16 protein-coding genes and 4 tRNA genes are annotated in these 14,826 nt (G+C 68.2%); 5 read left to right on the top strand and 15 right to left on the bottom strand.

Annotated elements, in window-relative coordinates:
* Both EV653_RS07800 and EV653_RS07795 read left to right on the top strand, forming a co-directional pair.
* Positions 1–1,506, top strand: a complete 1,506-nt coding sequence (locus EV653_RS07800) for an ArnT family glycosyltransferase (protein WP_134099397.1) — start codon at positions 1–3, stop codon at positions 1,504–1,506.
* Positions 1,506–2,111, top strand: coding sequence for a formylglycine-generating enzyme family protein (locus EV653_RS07795; RefSeq protein WP_134099393.1), 606 nt, complete (start codon positions 1,506–1,508; stop codon positions 2,109–2,111). The genes EV653_RS07800 and EV653_RS07795 overlap by 1 nt, the downstream gene beginning before the upstream one ends.
* Here EV653_RS07795 and EV653_RS07790 read toward each other — a convergent pair.
* From EV653_RS07790 to EV653_RS07775, 4 genes are all read right to left on the bottom strand, one after another.
* Positions 2,101–3,006 (bottom strand): zinc-binding dehydrogenase, encoded by a 906-nt coding sequence (locus tag EV653_RS07790; RefSeq protein WP_134099390.1) that lies wholly within the window; start codon positions 3,004–3,006, stop codon positions 2,101–2,103. The two genes, EV653_RS07795 and EV653_RS07790, sit on opposite strands and share 11 nt — an antisense overlap.
* A gap of 809 nt (positions 3,007–3,815) precedes the next feature.
* A tRNA-Val gene (locus tag EV653_RS07785) sits at positions 3,816–3,887 on the bottom strand.
* Between the two features lie 33 nt (positions 3,888–3,920).
* Positions 3,921–3,991: transfer RNA gene (locus tag EV653_RS07780), tRNA-Cys, on the bottom strand.
* A 61-nt stretch (positions 3,992–4,052) separates the two neighbouring features.
* Positions 4,053–4,125 (bottom strand) — tRNA-Gly (locus EV653_RS07775).
* A 166-nt stretch (positions 4,126–4,291) separates the two neighbouring features.
* Between EV653_RS07775 and EV653_RS07770 the strand changes: the two genes are divergently transcribed.
* The gene (locus EV653_RS07770) at positions 4,292–5,104 is read left to right on the top strand and encodes an aminotransferase class IV (protein WP_134099387.1); all 813 of its coding nucleotides are present in this window, start codon (positions 4,292–4,294) and stop codon (positions 5,102–5,104) included.
* Positions 5,105–5,277: 173 nt separating this feature from the next.
* Here EV653_RS07770 and EV653_RS07765 read toward each other — a convergent pair whose 3' ends face one another.
* Positions 5,278–5,838: a CGNR zinc finger domain-containing protein gene (locus tag EV653_RS07765; protein WP_134099384.1), complete on the bottom strand. Its 561-nt coding sequence runs from the start codon at positions 5,836–5,838 to the stop codon at positions 5,278–5,280.
* A 130-nt stretch (positions 5,839–5,968) separates the two neighbouring features.
* On the opposite strand from EV653_RS07765, the gene EV653_RS07760 reads away from it, so the two are divergent.
* Positions 5,969–6,040 (top strand) — tRNA-Val (locus tag EV653_RS07760).
* A 62-nt stretch (positions 6,041–6,102) separates the two neighbouring features.
* Here the strand turns inward: EV653_RS07760 and EV653_RS07755 are convergent.
* The 10 genes from EV653_RS07755 to EV653_RS07710 form a co-directional block, all read right to left on the bottom strand.
* The gene (locus EV653_RS07755) at positions 6,103–7,314 is read right to left on the bottom strand and encodes a tyrosine-type recombinase/integrase (protein ID WP_134099381.1); all 1,212 of its coding nucleotides are present in this window, start codon (positions 7,312–7,314) and stop codon (positions 6,103–6,105) included.
* Between the two features lie 7 nt (positions 7,315–7,321).
* Positions 7,322–7,606: a helix-turn-helix domain-containing protein gene (locus EV653_RS07750; protein ID WP_134099378.1), complete on the bottom strand. Its 285-nt coding sequence runs from the start codon at positions 7,604–7,606 to the stop codon at positions 7,322–7,324.
* Positions 7,603–8,898, bottom strand: a complete 1,296-nt coding sequence (locus EV653_RS07745; RefSeq protein ID WP_134099375.1) for a DUF3631 domain-containing protein — start codon at positions 8,896–8,898, stop codon at positions 7,603–7,605. Before EV653_RS07745 ends, EV653_RS07750 begins: the two co-directional genes overlap by 4 nt.
* Entirely contained in the window at positions 8,895–9,764 is an 870-nt protein-coding gene (locus EV653_RS07740) for a bifunctional DNA primase/polymerase (protein ID WP_134099371.1), read from the bottom strand. Before EV653_RS07740 ends, EV653_RS07745 begins: the two co-directional genes overlap by 4 nt.
* A 141-nt stretch (positions 9,765–9,905) precedes the next feature.
* Complete coding sequence (locus EV653_RS07735; protein WP_238159619.1) at positions 9,906–10,319, bottom strand: RRQRL motif-containing zinc-binding protein; 414 nt, start codon at positions 10,317–10,319, stop codon at positions 9,906–9,908.
* Positions 10,319–10,561 carry a hypothetical protein gene (locus EV653_RS07730; protein ID WP_238159618.1) on the bottom strand — a complete coding sequence of 81 codons (243 nt, stop codon included), beginning with the start codon at positions 10,559–10,561 and terminating at the stop codon, positions 10,319–10,321. The genes EV653_RS07735 and EV653_RS07730 overlap by 1 nt, the downstream gene beginning before the upstream one ends.
* Positions 10,562–10,851: 290 nt before the next feature.
* Positions 10,852–13,056 (bottom strand): cell division protein FtsK, encoded by a 2,205-nt coding sequence (locus EV653_RS07725; protein WP_134099365.1) that lies wholly within the window; start codon positions 13,054–13,056, stop codon positions 10,852–10,854.
* A gap of 1 nt (position 13,057) precedes the next feature.
* A complete protein-coding gene (locus tag EV653_RS07720; protein ID WP_134099362.1) occupies positions 13,058–13,840 on the bottom strand; it encodes an ABC transporter permease in 783 nt (260 codons plus the stop codon).
* Positions 13,837–14,079, bottom strand: a complete 243-nt coding sequence (locus tag EV653_RS07715; RefSeq protein ID WP_134099359.1) for a hypothetical protein — start codon at positions 14,077–14,079, stop codon at positions 13,837–13,839. Before EV653_RS07715 ends, EV653_RS07720 begins: the two co-directional genes overlap by 4 nt.
* Positions 14,076–14,324, bottom strand: coding sequence for a DUF6284 family protein (locus EV653_RS07710; RefSeq protein ID WP_134099356.1), 249 nt, complete (start codon positions 14,322–14,324; stop codon positions 14,076–14,078). The genes EV653_RS07715 and EV653_RS07710 overlap by 4 nt, the downstream gene beginning before the upstream one ends.
* Positions 14,325–14,496: 172 nt before the next feature.
* Between EV653_RS07710 and EV653_RS07705 the strand changes: the two genes are divergently transcribed.
* On the top strand, positions 14,497–14,733 hold the full coding sequence (locus EV653_RS07705) for a hypothetical protein (RefSeq protein ID WP_134099353.1): 237 nt from the start codon (positions 14,497–14,499) through the stop codon (positions 14,731–14,733).
* Positions 14,734–14,826: the final 93 nt, after the last annotated feature.

The following is a 14,826-nucleotide window of genomic DNA, read 5'->3' as shown; positions in this document are numbered from 1 at the left end:
ATGAACCGCCCTCCGGCCACCGCGACTCAGACACCGGACGCCACAACCCGTCAGCGGGTGCATCCGTTTGCCGTGCGGCCCGTGGTGGCCGTCGCGGTGCTCGTCGGTGTCGTACTGACCGCGCTGTCCGGGCGCTACGGCTACCACCGCGACGAGCTCTACTTCATGGTCGCGGGCCAGCACCTCAGCTGGGGGTACATCGACCAGCCGCCGCTGACCCCGCTGATCGCCCGCATCTCGACCACGATCTTCGGCGACACCGTGATGGGTCTGCGGGTGCTGTCGACGCTGAGTTGCGTCGCGACGATCATCGTGGTCGCGCTGCTCGCCCGCGAGTTCGGCAGTGCTCGGCGCGGCCAGGTGCTCGCCGCGATCTGTGCCGCCGTGTCCGGATTCGTGCTCGGCGTCGGCCACATGGTGTCCACAGCGACGTACGACCTGCTCGCCTGGATGCTGATCGCCCTGTTCGCGGTGAAGCTGCTGCGCACGCGCGACGGCCGCTGGTGGCTCGCGCTCGGGCTGACGGCTGGGATCGCCTTGGAGAACAAGTACCTCGTGGTGCTACCGGTCGCCGCGCTGCTCGTGGCGCTGCTCATCGTCGGACCCCGCAGCGTGCTGCGCTCGTGGTGGCTGCTCGCGGGCGTCGCCGTGGCCGGGCTGGTCGCACTGCCCAACGTAGTGTGGCAGTTCCAGCACGGCTGGCCGCAGCTCACGGTCGCCGGCGGGATCAGTGAGGACGACGGCACCGAGAACCGCATCATGTTCATCCCGCTGCAGATCCTGCAGCTGTCGCCGTTCCTGGTCCCGATCTGGGTGGCAGGGTTCCTCCGGCTGTGGCGGAAGCTGCAATGGGCGCGCTCCATCGCGCTCGCCTACCCCGTGCTGTGCGTGGCAGTCCTGCTCGCCGGCGGGAAGTCGTACTACGCCCTGCCACTGCTGCTCGTCCTCGTCGCAGCCGGAGCCGAGCCGACTCTGCGATGGGTAGATAAGCATCGGATCCAGGCCGTCATCGCTGTGGCGCTCACGGCACTGACCTCGGCCGTCTTCACGTTGCCGGTGCTGCCCGCATCAGCCGCCGACCTCGTCATCCCGGTGAACAAGGAGCAAGGCGAGCAGATCGGCTGGCCGGCCTTCACCGAGTCGGTCGCGATTGCGTGGGGGCAGATCCCGCCGGCGGAGCGGTCGACGGCAACCATCTTCACCGGCAACTACGGCGAAGCCGGCGCCCTGCGACGCTACGGACCGTCGCACGGCCTGCCCACGGCGTACTCCGGGCACATGAGCTTCGCCGACTGGGAACGGCCGCCGGACACGAACACCGGGCCGGTCCTGCTCGTAGAGATCCAGCGGACGCCGGTCTTCGAGGCGAATTTCCGGGACTGCAAGCAGGTCGGCACTGTGGACGCGATCGTCTCCAACGACGAGGACGGGACCGCGCTGGTCCTGTGCGATGCGCCGGCGGAGCCGTGGTCGGTGCTGTGGCCGAAGCTCCGGCAGTTCTACTGATGGATCTGGTGGACATTCCTGCCGGCCTGATCTTCCTCCGCGACGATCGCGTCGGCCGGCGCTGGCACGTCGACCTGCCCGCGTTCCGGCTGGGGCGTTGTCCCGTGACGGCAGCCGACGTACCGCTCACAGGCGTCAGCTGGTACGACGCAGTTGCCCTGTGCAACCAAATGTCTGTGGACGCGGGGCTGCCGGTCGCCTACGAGATCTCTGGCTCGGAGGTGAACTGTGATTGGACTTCCGCGGGCTATCGGTTGCCGACCGAGGCGGAATGGCAATGGGCCTGCACGGCGGGCGTACCGGCGTACCGCTATGGGGAGCTTGACGAGATCGCGTGGTACTCCGAGAACTCCGACGGGCGGGCCCATGCCGTCGGCGGAAAGGCCGCGAACGCCTGGGGTCTGCACGACATACTCGGCAACGTGTGGGAGTGGTGCTGGGATCTGTACGACCCCGACACCTACGGCTCCTACCGAATCTTCCGCGGCGCCGGCTTCGCCGACCCGGAACGCTCCGTCGGCTCAACAGTCCGCCGCCGCTCCCACCCGACCTTCGCGATCGAGGATCTCGGGTTTCGGGTCGCGCAGTCCGTTGTCACGGCTTGAGGGCGAGTTTGCCAACCGTGACGCCCGCCTCGAGCTCCGCGAGTACCTTCGGGCCGTCCGCCAGGTCGTAGACAGTCGGCTTGCCGGGCGGGTACACACCGGCGTCGATGAGCCGGCCCAGCTCGGCCATCACGTCGGCGAACAACTCCGGCGCTTGCTGGATGAACGTGGTGAGGTGATGCCCGATCACCTGCACCGGATGCTTGAAGTTCAACTCCCAGTTGCTGATCGAGGACTCCCCCGTGGCAGCACCGATCACGATGACCTTTCCCGTCACCCGCCGCGCAACCTCGATACTGCGCCGGAACGTTTCACCACCCACCGATTCGAGAACGACGTCGACGCTGCCGTCGCTCACCTCGGCCTTCAGCTGCCCGATCTCGATCACCCGATCCGCGCCAAGCCGCCGTACGACGTCATGCTTCGACGCAGACGCTGTCGCGATCACCGTTGCCCCGTAATACTTGGCGATCCGCACCGCCGCCTGACCAACGCCACCCGCAGCCGCGTGGATGAGGACCGTGTCGCCGGTCGCCAGTTGCCCTAAGTGGCGGAGCGCAGCCAACGCCGTCGCCCAGTTCAACACCAGACCGAGCGCTTCTTCATCCGTCCACCCCGCTGGCACCGGCACGAACTCGGCCATCACCATGTACTCCGCAAACGCCCCGTACCCGGTCCCGATCACGTGCTCCCCCACGCTCGCACCGGTGACGCCATCTCCCACAGCAACAACGTCACCCGCCGCCTCGAACCCAGCCAGATACGGCGGCCGCGGCCCACCGTCGTACGTCCCCCGCGCCCGCATCACATCAGCAAAGTTCACCCCCGCAGCCCCCACCCGCACCAACACTTCTCCCGCCGCAGCTGTTGGCACCTCTACGTCGACCAGGCGCATGTCTCCTGGCCCACCCGCCGAAGGCTGCTCCAATGCGCGCACAACCCACCACCCCTCCCAGTTGTTAGATCGGCATCGTACATCTGTTTGACGCCAGTCGTACAACCTGGTTGACCAATGCAAGCCGGCCAATGTCCGGTAACTTCCGGGGAGCCTCCGAGCACCAGGAGTTGTGCGATACCCCTGCCAGCGCCGACTCCCGAGCCAGGCCGCCGAGAGCGCCGCTGCCGAGATAGACGATCCGTGGCGTTCGCACAGCCAGTTGAGCTAGCCGTGCTGACCGACCGCCTCGCACTCCGTTGGCCGGTCCAGTCCGACTACCCCGCCCTGTGCACCCTCTGGACCGACTCGCGCGTCGCCCGCTTCATGGACGACTACCGCCAGCGAGACCCCAAGGCGTCCGCGACTGGGTCAACACCCACGCCAAACTGGTGAACTGGCCGAGCCCAGCCCGAGCCGCTGAGCCGCCCCGCCCAACCCAAGCCAAACCGCCGAACGAACTGCTCCACCCGGCCCACACTGGTGAACTGACCGCCGAGCCCAGCCCAAGCCGGTGAGCCGCCCGCCCAACCCAACCCAAACCGCCGAGCGAACGGCTCGACCCAGCCCACACTGGTGAACTGACCGCCGAACCCAACCCAAGCCGGTGAGCCGCTCGCCCAACCCGTCCCAAGCCGCCGAGCGAAGCGAAGGCGCAGGGGGTGCGGGTGGCGGAGCCCCCGCCGGCGGCAAGCGAAGCGCAGCCGCACAACACAACGAAGGCGACCCGGTCCGCGCTTTCCGCGGACACGAGTCGCCTATCGCCTTCGTGGACGATACTGGGATCGAACCAGTGACCTCTTCCGTGTCAGGGAAGCGCGCTACCGCTGCGCCAATCGTCCAAAGAAACCCCTCAGTTTGACCTGAGGTTCTCGAGGTGGAGACGGGATTCGAACCCGTGTACACGGCTTTGCAGGCCGTTGCCTCGCCTCTCGGCCACTCCACCACTGAGTAAGCTGGCATTGAGAAAGCTGGCACTGAGAAGTAGGCCCGCCGAACCCTCTCCGAGCGGACGACCGGGTTCGAACCGGCGACCTCAACCTTGGCAAGGTTGCGCTCTACCAACTGAGCTACGTCCGCAGTGCGACCGGGTTCCAGTGTCCCCCGGCGCGAAAAGAACATTAGCCCATCCCGGGCCGACTTCAAAAATCGGGGTCCGCCGGCAGGTCGACGTACCGTCATCAGCTGGTCACCTCGCAGTACCGGATCCCCTGCGCACTAAGGTGTTGCGCGGAAGGAGCACCACATGCGTATCTGGCTCAACGGCGCGTTGCTGGACGACGAGGCAACGGTCTCGCCGCTCGACCACGGGCTGACCACCGGCGACGGCGTCTTCGAGACGATCAAGGTCGAGAACGGCCGCCCGTTCGCAGTACGGCGGCATCTCGAGCGGCTCGTCCGCTCCGCGGTCGGACTCGGCCTGCCGGCCCCCGACGTCGCGGCGATCGAGTCCGGCATCGAGGCCGTGGTCGAGCCGGGGATGCAGTTCGCGCGGTTGCGGATCACCTATACGGGTGGTGTCTCACCGCTGTCGTCCGATCGCGGTACGTCCGGCCCGACGATCCTCATCGCGACCCAGGAGATCGAGCGGCCGTCCGCGACCTCCGCGATCGTCACGGTCCCGTGGGTCCGCAACGAACGCAGCGCTGTCGCCGGCCTGAAGACCACGTCGTACGCCGAGAACGTGCGCGCGCTCGCCTACGCGAAGGAGCGTGGCGGCAGCGAGGCGATCTTCGCCAACACGATCGGCAACCTTGCCGAGGGCACCGGCGCGAACATCTTCTGCGTGTACGACGGTGAGCTGGTCACGCCGACGCTCGACTCCGGCGCGCTCGCGGGTGTGACGCGCGGCCTGATCCTCGAATGGTTCGGCGGCGTCGAACGCGACGTACCGCTGGAGCAGCTGTTCCAGGCCGAGGAGATCTTCCTCACATCCACGACACGCGACGTACAAGGGATCCATCGAGTCGACGACCGAGAACTCCCCGCCCCGGGCACGATCACGGCCCAGGTCGCGAAGATCTTCGCCGAACGTTCCGCCGCCGAACCCAACCCGTAAGTCAGGCCCCGCTGTGATGGCGTGGATCTCCACGCCATCACAATCCGCGAATTGGGTCACCGCCAGGTGTGCGGGCGCGCCGGCGCCACAGTTGTGATGGCCTGGGGATCCGCGCCGGATCCCCGCCCGCACTGGAGTCGGGCGGAGGTCTCCGGATGTGCGTTGGCCAGCGGCTACTCGCCGGAGGCTTTGCGGCGTTCGCGGTAGGCGGCTACGTGCAAACGGTTGCCGCAGGTGCGGGCGTCGCAGTACCGCTTAGAGCGGTTCCGTGACAGGTCGATGAGGGCGTCGTCGCAATCCGGCGCCTCGCAGCGGCGGAGGCGTTCGCGTTCGCCGGCGGAGATCACCTGGGCAAGCGCGATCCCGCACTCCACCGTGATCCGGCAGGCCAGCGACGCGCCCGCGCGGGAATAGTGGATGTGCCACGGATGCCCGTCGTGGTTGGTCAGCCGCGGAGTCGACGTACCGCGCGCGATGATCGCGTTGATCATCGTCGCCGCCGACGCGTCGGAATCCGTGGTGAAGACCGGCGCGAACAGCGGCCGCAGATCGCGGACCTCGGCCAGGTCCGTCTCCGTCAACGTGTCGACCGCGCTGAACTCCCGCTCCTGGACGAACTTCTCCAGTTCCTCGAGGGTCTCCAGCGAGTCGACCTGGCTGTTCGGTCCGGGCATGGTGTTGACGAGCCGGACCAGCGTCCCGAGCGCCTGCTCGGTGTCGTGCGAGAAAGTCACAATCACGTCTCCAACGCGACGGGATCTCCGTCCTGCAGCAAGAGTAGCCCGGCCCGATTAGATCGTCGCTGCATTGATGCGCTAAGGTTTCACCCGCACCACCCCACAAGAAACACCAGCACCACCATCCGGGCGATTGGCGCAGTGGTAGCGCGCTTCGTTCACACCGAAGAGGTCACTGGTTCGAACCCAGTATCGCCCACCCGAAGAACACGCAGGTCAGAGCGGGAACCCGGCACCAGCCGAGTCCCCGCTCTCGTCGTTTCAGCCCTCGTCAGGCAGCGAAAAGGCAGCAAGAGCCCCTAGGACCCGCTCTTGGGAGCCTCCCTGGACGTGTGTGTAGATGGCCAGCGTCGTCGTCGGCCGCTCGTGCCCCATGACCCGCTGTACGTCGGGAACCGGCACGCCCGAGGTGATCAGCCATGACGCGTACGAGTGCCGGAGGTCGTGGAACCGCAGTCCACCTTCCGCGTGGCGCGAGACCGCCTTCACAGCCTGTGCCTTCGTCTTGAACAGCTCGGTCTCATCCCCAGCCGGTGTCGGCCAGGTGCCCCGGAACTTCTCACCCTCCTGCACGACCCAGCCCAGCAGTCCGGCCCGCACGAGCGACGGCCGCCAGATCCGCGACCGGAAGAGTGTCCGACGCAATGGGGTGCCCGCCTCGTTGATGAACACCTCCCCCGCCTGACCGGTTCCGTACAGCTCGCGGTACTCCTCCAGGAGTCGACCCACCATCGGCGGGACCGGTACGACGCGCCTCCCGGCTCGCGACTTTGGGTAGGGCTTCGGGGTCACGTGACCGTTGACCTCAACCGCCACGCGCTCGACTCGCAGAGTGCCGGCCATTAGGTCGACCGACTCCCACCGGAGTCCGACGCACTCGCCCCACCGCAGACCAGTTCCGCCAGCAAGGGCAACGATCGCACGGTGCCGCTCGGGCACGGCCGGGAGGAGTTGGGTGGTGAACTCCTCCCGACTGATCGTCTGCCTGTCCCCCGCCTGCTGCCGCTTCTTCGGTAGTCGTACGTCCTTGGCGGGGTTCACTGCGATCAGCCGATCGCGGACAGCAGTCTTCAGGACAGCACTGAACAGACGGTTGCACTCACCAACGGTTGACGGCGATAGCTGACGGGAAAGGCTGGTGATCCACTTCTGTGCCGACGAATGGTCGATCGCAGATAGCGGAGCGTTAGCCCAGTGCGCGACCACGTGGTTCTTGAGCAAGGACAGATCACGTGCCCGCGTCGTCAGCTCGACGTTGTGCGACTCAATCCACTGCGCGGCGTAGGTGCTGAACTTGATGCGTCGTGCAGCGTGCGGATCGACGTACGTACCGGTGTGCTTGGTTGATTCGATCGTGGCCAGGAAGGCGGACGCCTCCCGGCGAGTCGGGAAGGTCTTCGACGGTTGGCGGCCGGTCGCATCACGCCAGCAGGCTTTCCAGCTTCCAGCGGGGGTCTTTCGGACGTAGCCCATCTCGGTGTCAGCTCCAGTTCGACGCGGTAGCGAGGGTTGCGGTGTCGTCAGGGATCGGGGTGGCGTCCAGCCAGGTGTGGAATGCGCGGCGCGGTACGACCCAGCGGGTACCGAGTCGGCGCGCGGGAATCTGTCCGGTGCGGACCATGAGGTAGGCGGTGTTGCGCGAGACGGCCAGCAGTCGGGCGACTTCAGGCACCGTGTAGACCAGGGCGCGGAAGTCGTGAACGGTCGCCGTCGATTCGTCGTCCGGAACCGGGATCAGGTGCGGCACGGGTGCTTGGCCTTTCATGCGGCTCCAGAGGTCGAGTCGGCGCTGACAGCTCGGAGGGGCCAAGGCGTACCAGCCGTACCAGCCTCGTTTTCGCTGGTCAGGGTCGATGAGGCTTGGGTGGTTGGTACGGCTTGAGCCGTACCAGGGATGGAAGCCGTACCGGGGCTGACCTGCAGTGTTACGTCTGGTACGGCTGGTACGGCTTCCCCACCGGCCGGTTTTGGCTCGGGGCAGTAGCGGTTCCACGCGTCGGCGAAATCGCTGCGGTGGTAGCCCTTCGCTTGCCCGGTCGGGAACCGGATGGTGTCGCTGCGGATCTCGAACTCGCGCAGCAGGTTGCCCATCCGCATCGCCGTGAGTCCGGCCGCGCCCATCGTTGCCCAGGGCGCTTCCGCATCGCTGCGGAGCCGGTCCAACAGGATCTGTGTCGGCAGCGCGTCGGCGTCCTGGAACGCGGTCCGGCAGTCAGCCAGCAGCCGGGTCGGGATCGAACCCTCGTCGCCCGCGTCACGGTCGCTGGTGAGCGCTACAGCGGCCTTCCTGGCGGCTCGGGGCCACTGCCCGCCTGCCAGGTCGGCAACGGCGATCATCGGCTCCCAGGTGTCAGCGGCCCGGTCTTCCAGCGGCATGTCCGGCGTCGCGGCCCGCAGGATCTTGATGTGGCAGGTGAGCCACTGGTTGAGTCGTTGACGCAGCTCGTCCAGCTCGGGACCATCGCGGCCGACGCGGTAGGGGGCAACCTTCTCGCCGGGTGCGCGACGGCGCATGCGGATGACGGCGGCGCGGTCCTCGATGGTGTCCGGCATCGCGCCGATCCCTGCCAGGGCAGCCATAGCGAACGTGGCGATCTTCTCCACCGACCGGCTTCCTGCGTCGTACCGCAGGGCTGGACGGCCGCGCTGGTGACCGGCATTGAGCAGGCCGCGTAGGTCCTCGTTCTCCCCCGCCTTCGGGCCAAAGATCGTGTCGGCTTCATCGATCAGCAGCGTCGGCGGATCGTTCGGCGCGACCCCGATGGATCGGTAGACCGCTGACGGGCTGGCGTTGACAGTCATCAACGGCCGGTGGCTCATACCTTCCACCATGTCGAGTAGCCGGGACTTTCCGCAGCGTCGTTCGGGTGCCCGGATGACCAAGCGGGGCGCGCAGTTCCAAGCCGGTACGGCGTGCGTGGCGGCGATCCACAGCACGACGGCGATCGCGGCGGACGTGCTCGGCAGGACGACGTATCGCGCGATGGTGTCGGCCACGTCGTCCAGCAGCTCGGCACCGTCGATCTGCTCGGGCGTGGTGTCGGTCGGGGTGGTCATGCGGCAATCCCTTCGTCACGGAAGCCACCGGCAATGGCGGCTCGAATGTCGCGGGTGGTCTGCTCGGCTTGCTGCCCTACGTCGGTCAACGCGGCGATCGCGTCGGCGTGCTTGATCGCACCGGCCGCGACCATCCGCGCAACGCCCCTCGCGGCGCCGTAGAGCGTCGTACGGCGCTTGCCTTCGGGTGCGTTCCGGACAGCGTCCAGGTGCGCGCTCAGCAGCCGGTCAGGGTGGGAGATGCCCCCGCCCTGCTCGGTGGCGATTTGGCCGGCGCATGGCACGGGGGTGGCCGGTGGAGGCAGGCAAGCGGTGACGAGAGCGGGGGGCATCTCAGCCGGTTCGGTCGGCCCGTACTCGTCCCACCGGTACGGGCGGCCGGTGCGGTGATGGGTCGACGGCGGGAGGACGACGTACCCGCCGTCTGCCTTGATGTCGATCCCCTTGAATCCCGGCATCGGCCGCGACGGCACGTGCTGGCCGGGGTGGCGGTAGTACAGGTGCGTTCCCCATGAACCGGTCCGAACGTTCAGGGTGCGCGGCACCCATCGGCGGGCGATCAGGGTCGCGAAGCTGCCGTTGCCTCCGTGATCGGGATCTATGTCGACCACCAGCAGCCCGGAGACGGCACCGGTACGGACGGCGAGCTGTCCGGCCGGTACAGCCGCGACGATCGCGGCGACGCGGGCCGGGTCAGTGCTGGCGGCGTAGAAGCCGTGGCAGGTCAGGTGCCAGCAGCTCTCTGGGTCGTGCGGCTCGTCGCGGCAGAGCTGGCAGTTGGCAACTGGGCGCTTGGAGCGACCGAGCATGAACACCGGCCAGCCACGTTCGGCAGCGTCCAGGGCGGCGGTCAGCAGGTCATTCATCGGGTTGTCCTCCTCGAGGGCGATCGGGGCTGGTTGGTGGGGTCTGCGTCGGGTACCTGTGCGGTACGCGAACGCGGGTGCGGCCGTACCCACGACTCGCCAGGTTCCGGCGTTGAAGCACACAGCGCCGGAGCTGTCTCGTCAGGCCGCCGCATGGCTCGTCATGCAGTCGTTGCAGCGGCCGTCTGAGGTCGGGATGCAGTAGTCGGTGACGTCCCCGCAGAGCTGGCAGGTGCGGCGTGCCTGCATGGCCTTGTCCAGGGCGTTGAGCTGCGCGGGTGACGCCACGCGGGACGGGCGGGCGAGGTCGAGCCGGTACAGCCAGGCCCAGCGTTTCCCGCCTCGCCAGACCAGCAGCGCGTACGGCTCCTGCCCGCCCGGACACATCCGCATCGCCCGGAGCTGGCGGCGGGTAGCGAGCCCTGCGGGCGCCCACCGGAATCGGAAGACCGGCGTGCCGTGCAGGTTCCAGCCGAGAGCCTGTTGGCCGTTCCATAGCTCGATCCAGCGCGACGCAGCCGGGTGCAACGTGGCGCGGTCGATCGGGGCGGCCATCAGCGCTTGCCCTTGCTGGTCGAGTTGTCCCCGGCGCCGTGGACGGCGCGGATGTGGTTGATGACGTGGCGTCCGAGCCGGACCCGCAGCCCGGAGCCCTGGCAGCGTCCGCAGTAGCGATACGCACGGCCGAGCGGGGACTTGAACTTGCCCGCGCCCTTGCAGCGGCGGCACTTGCCGAACGGCCAGAAAAGGCAGCCGAGCAGGTAGAGACCGAGGGCGACGGTCACGATGAGTGCCACCGTGGCGACCTGTCCGGCCGTGTGCGCGGTGGCGGCAAGGTCGCTACCGTGGGTAGCGGCGGTGAGGGTAGAGGTAGCGGCGGTGTTCAGCACTGGAAGCCTCCAGAGGGGCTTTTTTTGGGCGTGAGGGACCGTGGCCGCTACTCGCTACCTGCGGAGATACGGCCTGGTCAGGGTGAGGTCGCGGGGTAGCGGGACGGGTAGCGACGGCGCTACCGGTAGCGGTCCGGCCGCTACTTCGACCGTCCCGCACCCCTAGCCAGATTGGTTACTCTCTGTTGCCACGCGGCTCAGTGGCCGGCGGTCTCTCTCCGGTCGATCGCGGCGCGGATGTCGTCTGCGCGGCAGCCCTTACGGTTCACGCCGTCGCGCTTCACGTCGCGGCTCGGCACGTGCAGCGCGCGGGCCTGCGCGCTGACCGCGTCCGGGGTGGTGCCGTCGTACTGCTCGGGCATCTGCTCGGCCAGCCGTCCGGCGATCGCCTCCCAGTGCGCGGCGGTGTCGGCACCGAGCACGGTCAGGACGTCGGCCAGCACGTCGCGGCTGGCGCGCTCCAGCTCCTCGCCCACGGCCGCGCCGGACAGGGTGCCGAGTCGTTCGCGGTGCTTGCGGGCGGCGTCGAGGATCTTGTCCGCGTCCTTGCCGTCGGCAAGGAACCCGCGCACGGTCGGCGTGTGGTCGCTCGCGCCGTACAGGTAGCCGACGCCCCGGAACTTGTCCCCGACCGGCAGCGAGGACGCGTCGTAGCCTTCGGCGTAGGCGTCGCCACCGAGCACGGCCATCGACACGTCCCGGTTGCCGCACTTGAGCGCGAACCGGATGGTGTGGTTGTCGCGGAACCGGTTGAACAGCCGCTGCACGTCACCCGCGCCGACACCGGACGGCTTCTGCGAGCTGGACACCAAGATCACGCCAGCACTCGGGCCGATCGCCAGGATCTTGGACAGCTTGTCCGCGACCTGCTTGTTCACCTCCTGGCTCGCGGTCTCGAAGTACACCTGAAACTCCTCCATCACCAACACCATCACCCGCAGCTCCGGATAGCGCCGGTCACGGGCCAGCTGCGGCGTGAGCTTGCCGTCCGGGCACTCATCCACCGGCAGCGACGTGAGCTTGGCGTTGACCTTGTCGATGTGGTCGAGCACCTCGTCCAGGACGGCCAGCAGGTGCCCGATCGGGTCGTCGTCCAGCGGGTTCGGCAGCTCGCCGAACACCATCCGGTGCGCGACCTTGCGGAACCCGAGCCAGTCCGGCGACTTCTTGCCGTCGACAACGATCAGCTTCACCCACGGGTCCAGCGCGGCGTGCAGCGCGACCAGGCGCGCGGTGAACGTCTTGCCCTTGCGCGGCTGCGCGCCGACCAGGACCGAGAACCACATCAGCGACAGCTCGACCAGGCGGTCTCGCTCGTCCTTGCCGAGTCGCATCGGCTCCCAGATCGAACGCGGCTTACCGTCGAGCATGTCCGTGCGACCGGCCGGGATGGCGAGGGGGTCGCGGTCGGCGACGAACAGCACGTGCCGGCGAGACGAGGAGTCGTCCTCGGTCAGGAACACCTGCCGCATGTGCACGTCCAGGCCGGAGGCGATCTTCTCCCGCGACTTCAACACGTCCGACCAGGACTTGCCCCACGGCAGATCGATGATCACCTGCGTTCCGGTGTCGGAGCTGTCGCGCGACATGATCGACCCGAACGTGACCTGCTGGTCTTGGCGGTCGGGGTTGCCGAGACCGGCCGCGTAGTAGGCGCGCAGGACGATGTCTGCGGTGAGCTTGCGGTACCGGGGCGCGACCACGGCCGTGCCCACGATCGTCTGCCCGGCCGGGCGGCCGTAGTGCGCCAGACCCGCCGTCGCGAGTGCGCCAGCGGCGACCAGGGCAGCACCAGGTGCCGAGCTGTAGAGGATCGGCGCACCGATCAGCAGGCCCAGGTTCTGCACGGCCAGCACGCCACCGCGCCACATCCGGGTTGCCTTGAGCTGGCGGTGGATCTTCTCCCACTCCTTCAGCTCGCCCGCGTCGGCGGCCTTCTGCTCCAGCAGATAGGAGTTCGGCACCCACCACCACCGCAGTTGGTTGCCGACCAGGCGGCCCAGGCCGCGACCGGCGAACCAGCCGAACTTGGCTGTGTACCAAGGCGAGCGGACCGCGTGGAAGGCGGCCACATGCCCGGTCCTCGCGAGCGCGCGGCGGATCGTGCCGCGCAGGTTCCCCGGCCGCAGGTGCACCGGGATGATCGGGATCCGCGCGCCCTCCTGCACCGGCAGCGCCAGTCCCGGCGTGTCCACCGGCACCAGCACGTTCCCGGTGGCCGGGTCGTCGTCGGCGTCGTCCAGGGCGATCTCGTAGGCGGTGTCCATCCGCTCCACCTCGGACGGCGACAGTGGCACCATCGCGCCGGCCAACTCGTCCGGAGCCTGCGTGTCATCGCGGCGAGCGCGGCGCGCGTCCAGGTCGATCGGCTTGGGCAGCTCGTTGTTCATCGGCTCAGTCATGTCACTTCTCCCCGTTCTCGCGAGTGTGGATCAGGTGGGCCAGGGCGGCGCCCATGCCGAGCACAGCGACCGGCAGGCAGGCAACGACGGTGGTGATCTGCCACGGCGCGCGGGTGACCCCAGCGGCCTCCAGCAGGTGATAGGCGACCTGCCCCAGCGCACCCAGACCGAGCGCGGACAGCGCCGACCACTTGGCGAACCGGCGAGCCCGGGCCGGGACGCGGCCGGACAGCCACACCCGCAGCGCGAAGGCGGCGTAGGTCTCAACTCCGATCGGCAGCGTGATTGCAGAGTTGATGGTGAACCCGTCCGCGATCCCCGGTAGCGGGTGTACCACCCCGAACCCGGTCAGCTCCCCGAGTCCGACCCAGCCGGACCAGACCGCCACAAACGCGGGCAACGCGAGCAGGAGGACCGGCCAGGATCGGACCGGCTTGACCTCCTCGGCCGAAGCCGCGGGAACAACCTCAGAGGGCGCGGCCTGAGCGGTCGGAGCCGGGTCTACAGGCGGCGTGACCTGCGGAGATGCCCCCTCCTCCGGCGCGGGGGGCATCTCCACCGCACCCACGCCATGCCCAGGGGCGGCCTGATCGGGCACCGCGTGCAGGTGCGGTTCTGCGGTGAGGGCGTCGAGGACCGAGCGGGCCTTGTCCGCGCCGATCCGGAACTCCTTCATGATCCGGTTCCGCGACGGCACCGAACCCAGCTCGTCAGCAAGCTTGCGGGCAGCCGGGATCAGGTCTTCCACCGGCACCGGGTACGTCGTACGAAGCGGGGTGCTCATCGCTGAACCTCCTTGCCCAGCAGGACAGTGCGGGCGTCGGTGAGGAACGCAGCCAGCTCCAGCAGGTCGCCATAGCGCACGGCGTGCTCAGCCGAACCAGTCGGTGGAACGTCACCGCGCACAGCGGTCACGAGGGCGGCGAGCCGAGCGTCCAGCTCGCGGTGAATGTCAGCCGGGGACTCAACACCCAGCCGGTCAGCCCAGCTCTGTTCCAGCGTGACCATGCGTCGGCGGCTCATGCGGCACCGTCCTCGGCGGTCTCCTGGTCGGCCAGGTCGCGGCTCAGGTCCAGGACTCGACGCTCGGCACGGCGAACGCGGCGACGATCCAGAACCGACGCGTACGGACCCGCGTTGATGAAGGCGATCTGCGCGTCCAATAGGTCCAGCTCAGCCGCGATCAGCGGCCACTCCTGCTCGATACCGGCCAGGTCCGCAGCCGATGGTTCCTGGCTAGCGACGGCCGACAGGTGGATGATGCTCATTGGGTTGTGCTCCTGTTCGTGAAGGGACTGGACCGGCCCGGACGCCTCGGCGGGTGCAACCGCCGGGGCGTCGCTGTTTGGTGCCTGACCAGAACATGAAGCGAAACTAAGGTGCGCACCACGGTAGCGCTTGGCCAATGGTTGCGCAAGCGAGGTGCGATACCCTGGATGGGTGAGTGATCTACGCGAAGAGTTGACCGCAGCGACCCGTCGATACCGCGAGACCGAGACTGCGCACGAGCAATCCCGGACCGAGATGCTGGCGGCTGTGCTGGCTGCGCTCCGAGGCGGTGTGCCGCCTACCGAGGTCGAGCGGTTGTCGCCGTTCACGGCGGCGTACATCCGGAGGGTTGCCCGCGCAGAAGGCGTCCCGCCAGCGGCACCAGGCCCGAAGCGGGTGAGCTCCTGAGTGGTCGGCTCGTTCATGCCTCCAGCGTCGAGGCGAAACGATCGATTGATGTGCACTCGGGACGCTGCGCACTTTTTTGCGCATTGTTCGGGC

This window comes from Kribbella pratensis (assembly GCF_004365355.1).
GTDB lineage: Bacteria > Actinomycetota > Actinomycetes > Propionibacteriales > Kribbellaceae > Kribbella.
This window is presented reverse-complemented; position numbering and strand designations above follow the sequence as displayed.

Coding starts and splice junctions, on each gene's coding strand:
- EV653_RS07800 (WP_134099397.1), top strand. CDS start 1: ATGAACCGCCCTCCGGCCACCGCGACTCAGACACCGGACGCCACAACC.
- EV653_RS07795 (WP_134099393.1), top strand. CDS start 1,506: ATGGATCTGGTGGACATTCCTGCCGGCCTGATCTTCCTCCGCGACGAT.
- EV653_RS07790 (WP_134099390.1), bottom strand. CDS start 3,006: ATGCGCCTGGTCGACGTAGAGGTGCCAACAGCTGCGGCGGGAGAAGTG.
- EV653_RS07770 (WP_134099387.1), top strand. CDS start 4,292: ATGCGTATCTGGCTCAACGGCGCGTTGCTGGACGACGAGGCAACGGTC.
- EV653_RS07755 (WP_134099381.1), bottom strand. CDS start 7,314: ATGGGCTACGTCCGAAAGACCCCCGCTGGAAGCTGGAAAGCCTGCTGG.
- EV653_RS07750 (WP_134099378.1), bottom strand. CDS start 7,606: ATGAAAGGCCAAGCACCCGTGCCGCACCTGATCCCGGTTCCGGACGAC.
- EV653_RS07745 (WP_134099375.1), bottom strand. CDS start 8,898: ATGACCACCCCGACCGACACCACGCCCGAGCAGATCGACGGTGCCGAG.
- EV653_RS07740 (WP_134099371.1), bottom strand. CDS start 9,764: ATGAATGACCTGCTGACCGCCGCCCTGGACGCTGCCGAACGTGGCTGG.
- EV653_RS07735 (WP_238159619.1), bottom strand. CDS start 10,319: ATGGCCGCCCCGATCGACCGCGCCACGTTGCACCCGGCTGCGTCGCGC.
- EV653_RS07725 (WP_134099365.1), bottom strand. CDS start 13,056: ATGACTGAGCCGATGAACAACGAGCTGCCCAAGCCGATCGACCTGGAC.
- EV653_RS07720 (WP_134099362.1), bottom strand. CDS start 13,840: ATGAGCACCCCGCTTCGTACGACGTACCCGGTGCCGGTGGAAGACCTG.
- EV653_RS07715 (WP_134099359.1), bottom strand. CDS start 14,079: ATGAGCCGCCGACGCATGGTCACGCTGGAACAGAGCTGGGCTGACCGG.
- EV653_RS07710 (WP_134099356.1), bottom strand. CDS start 14,324: ATGAGCATCATCCACCTGTCGGCCGTCGCTAGCCAGGAACCATCGGCT.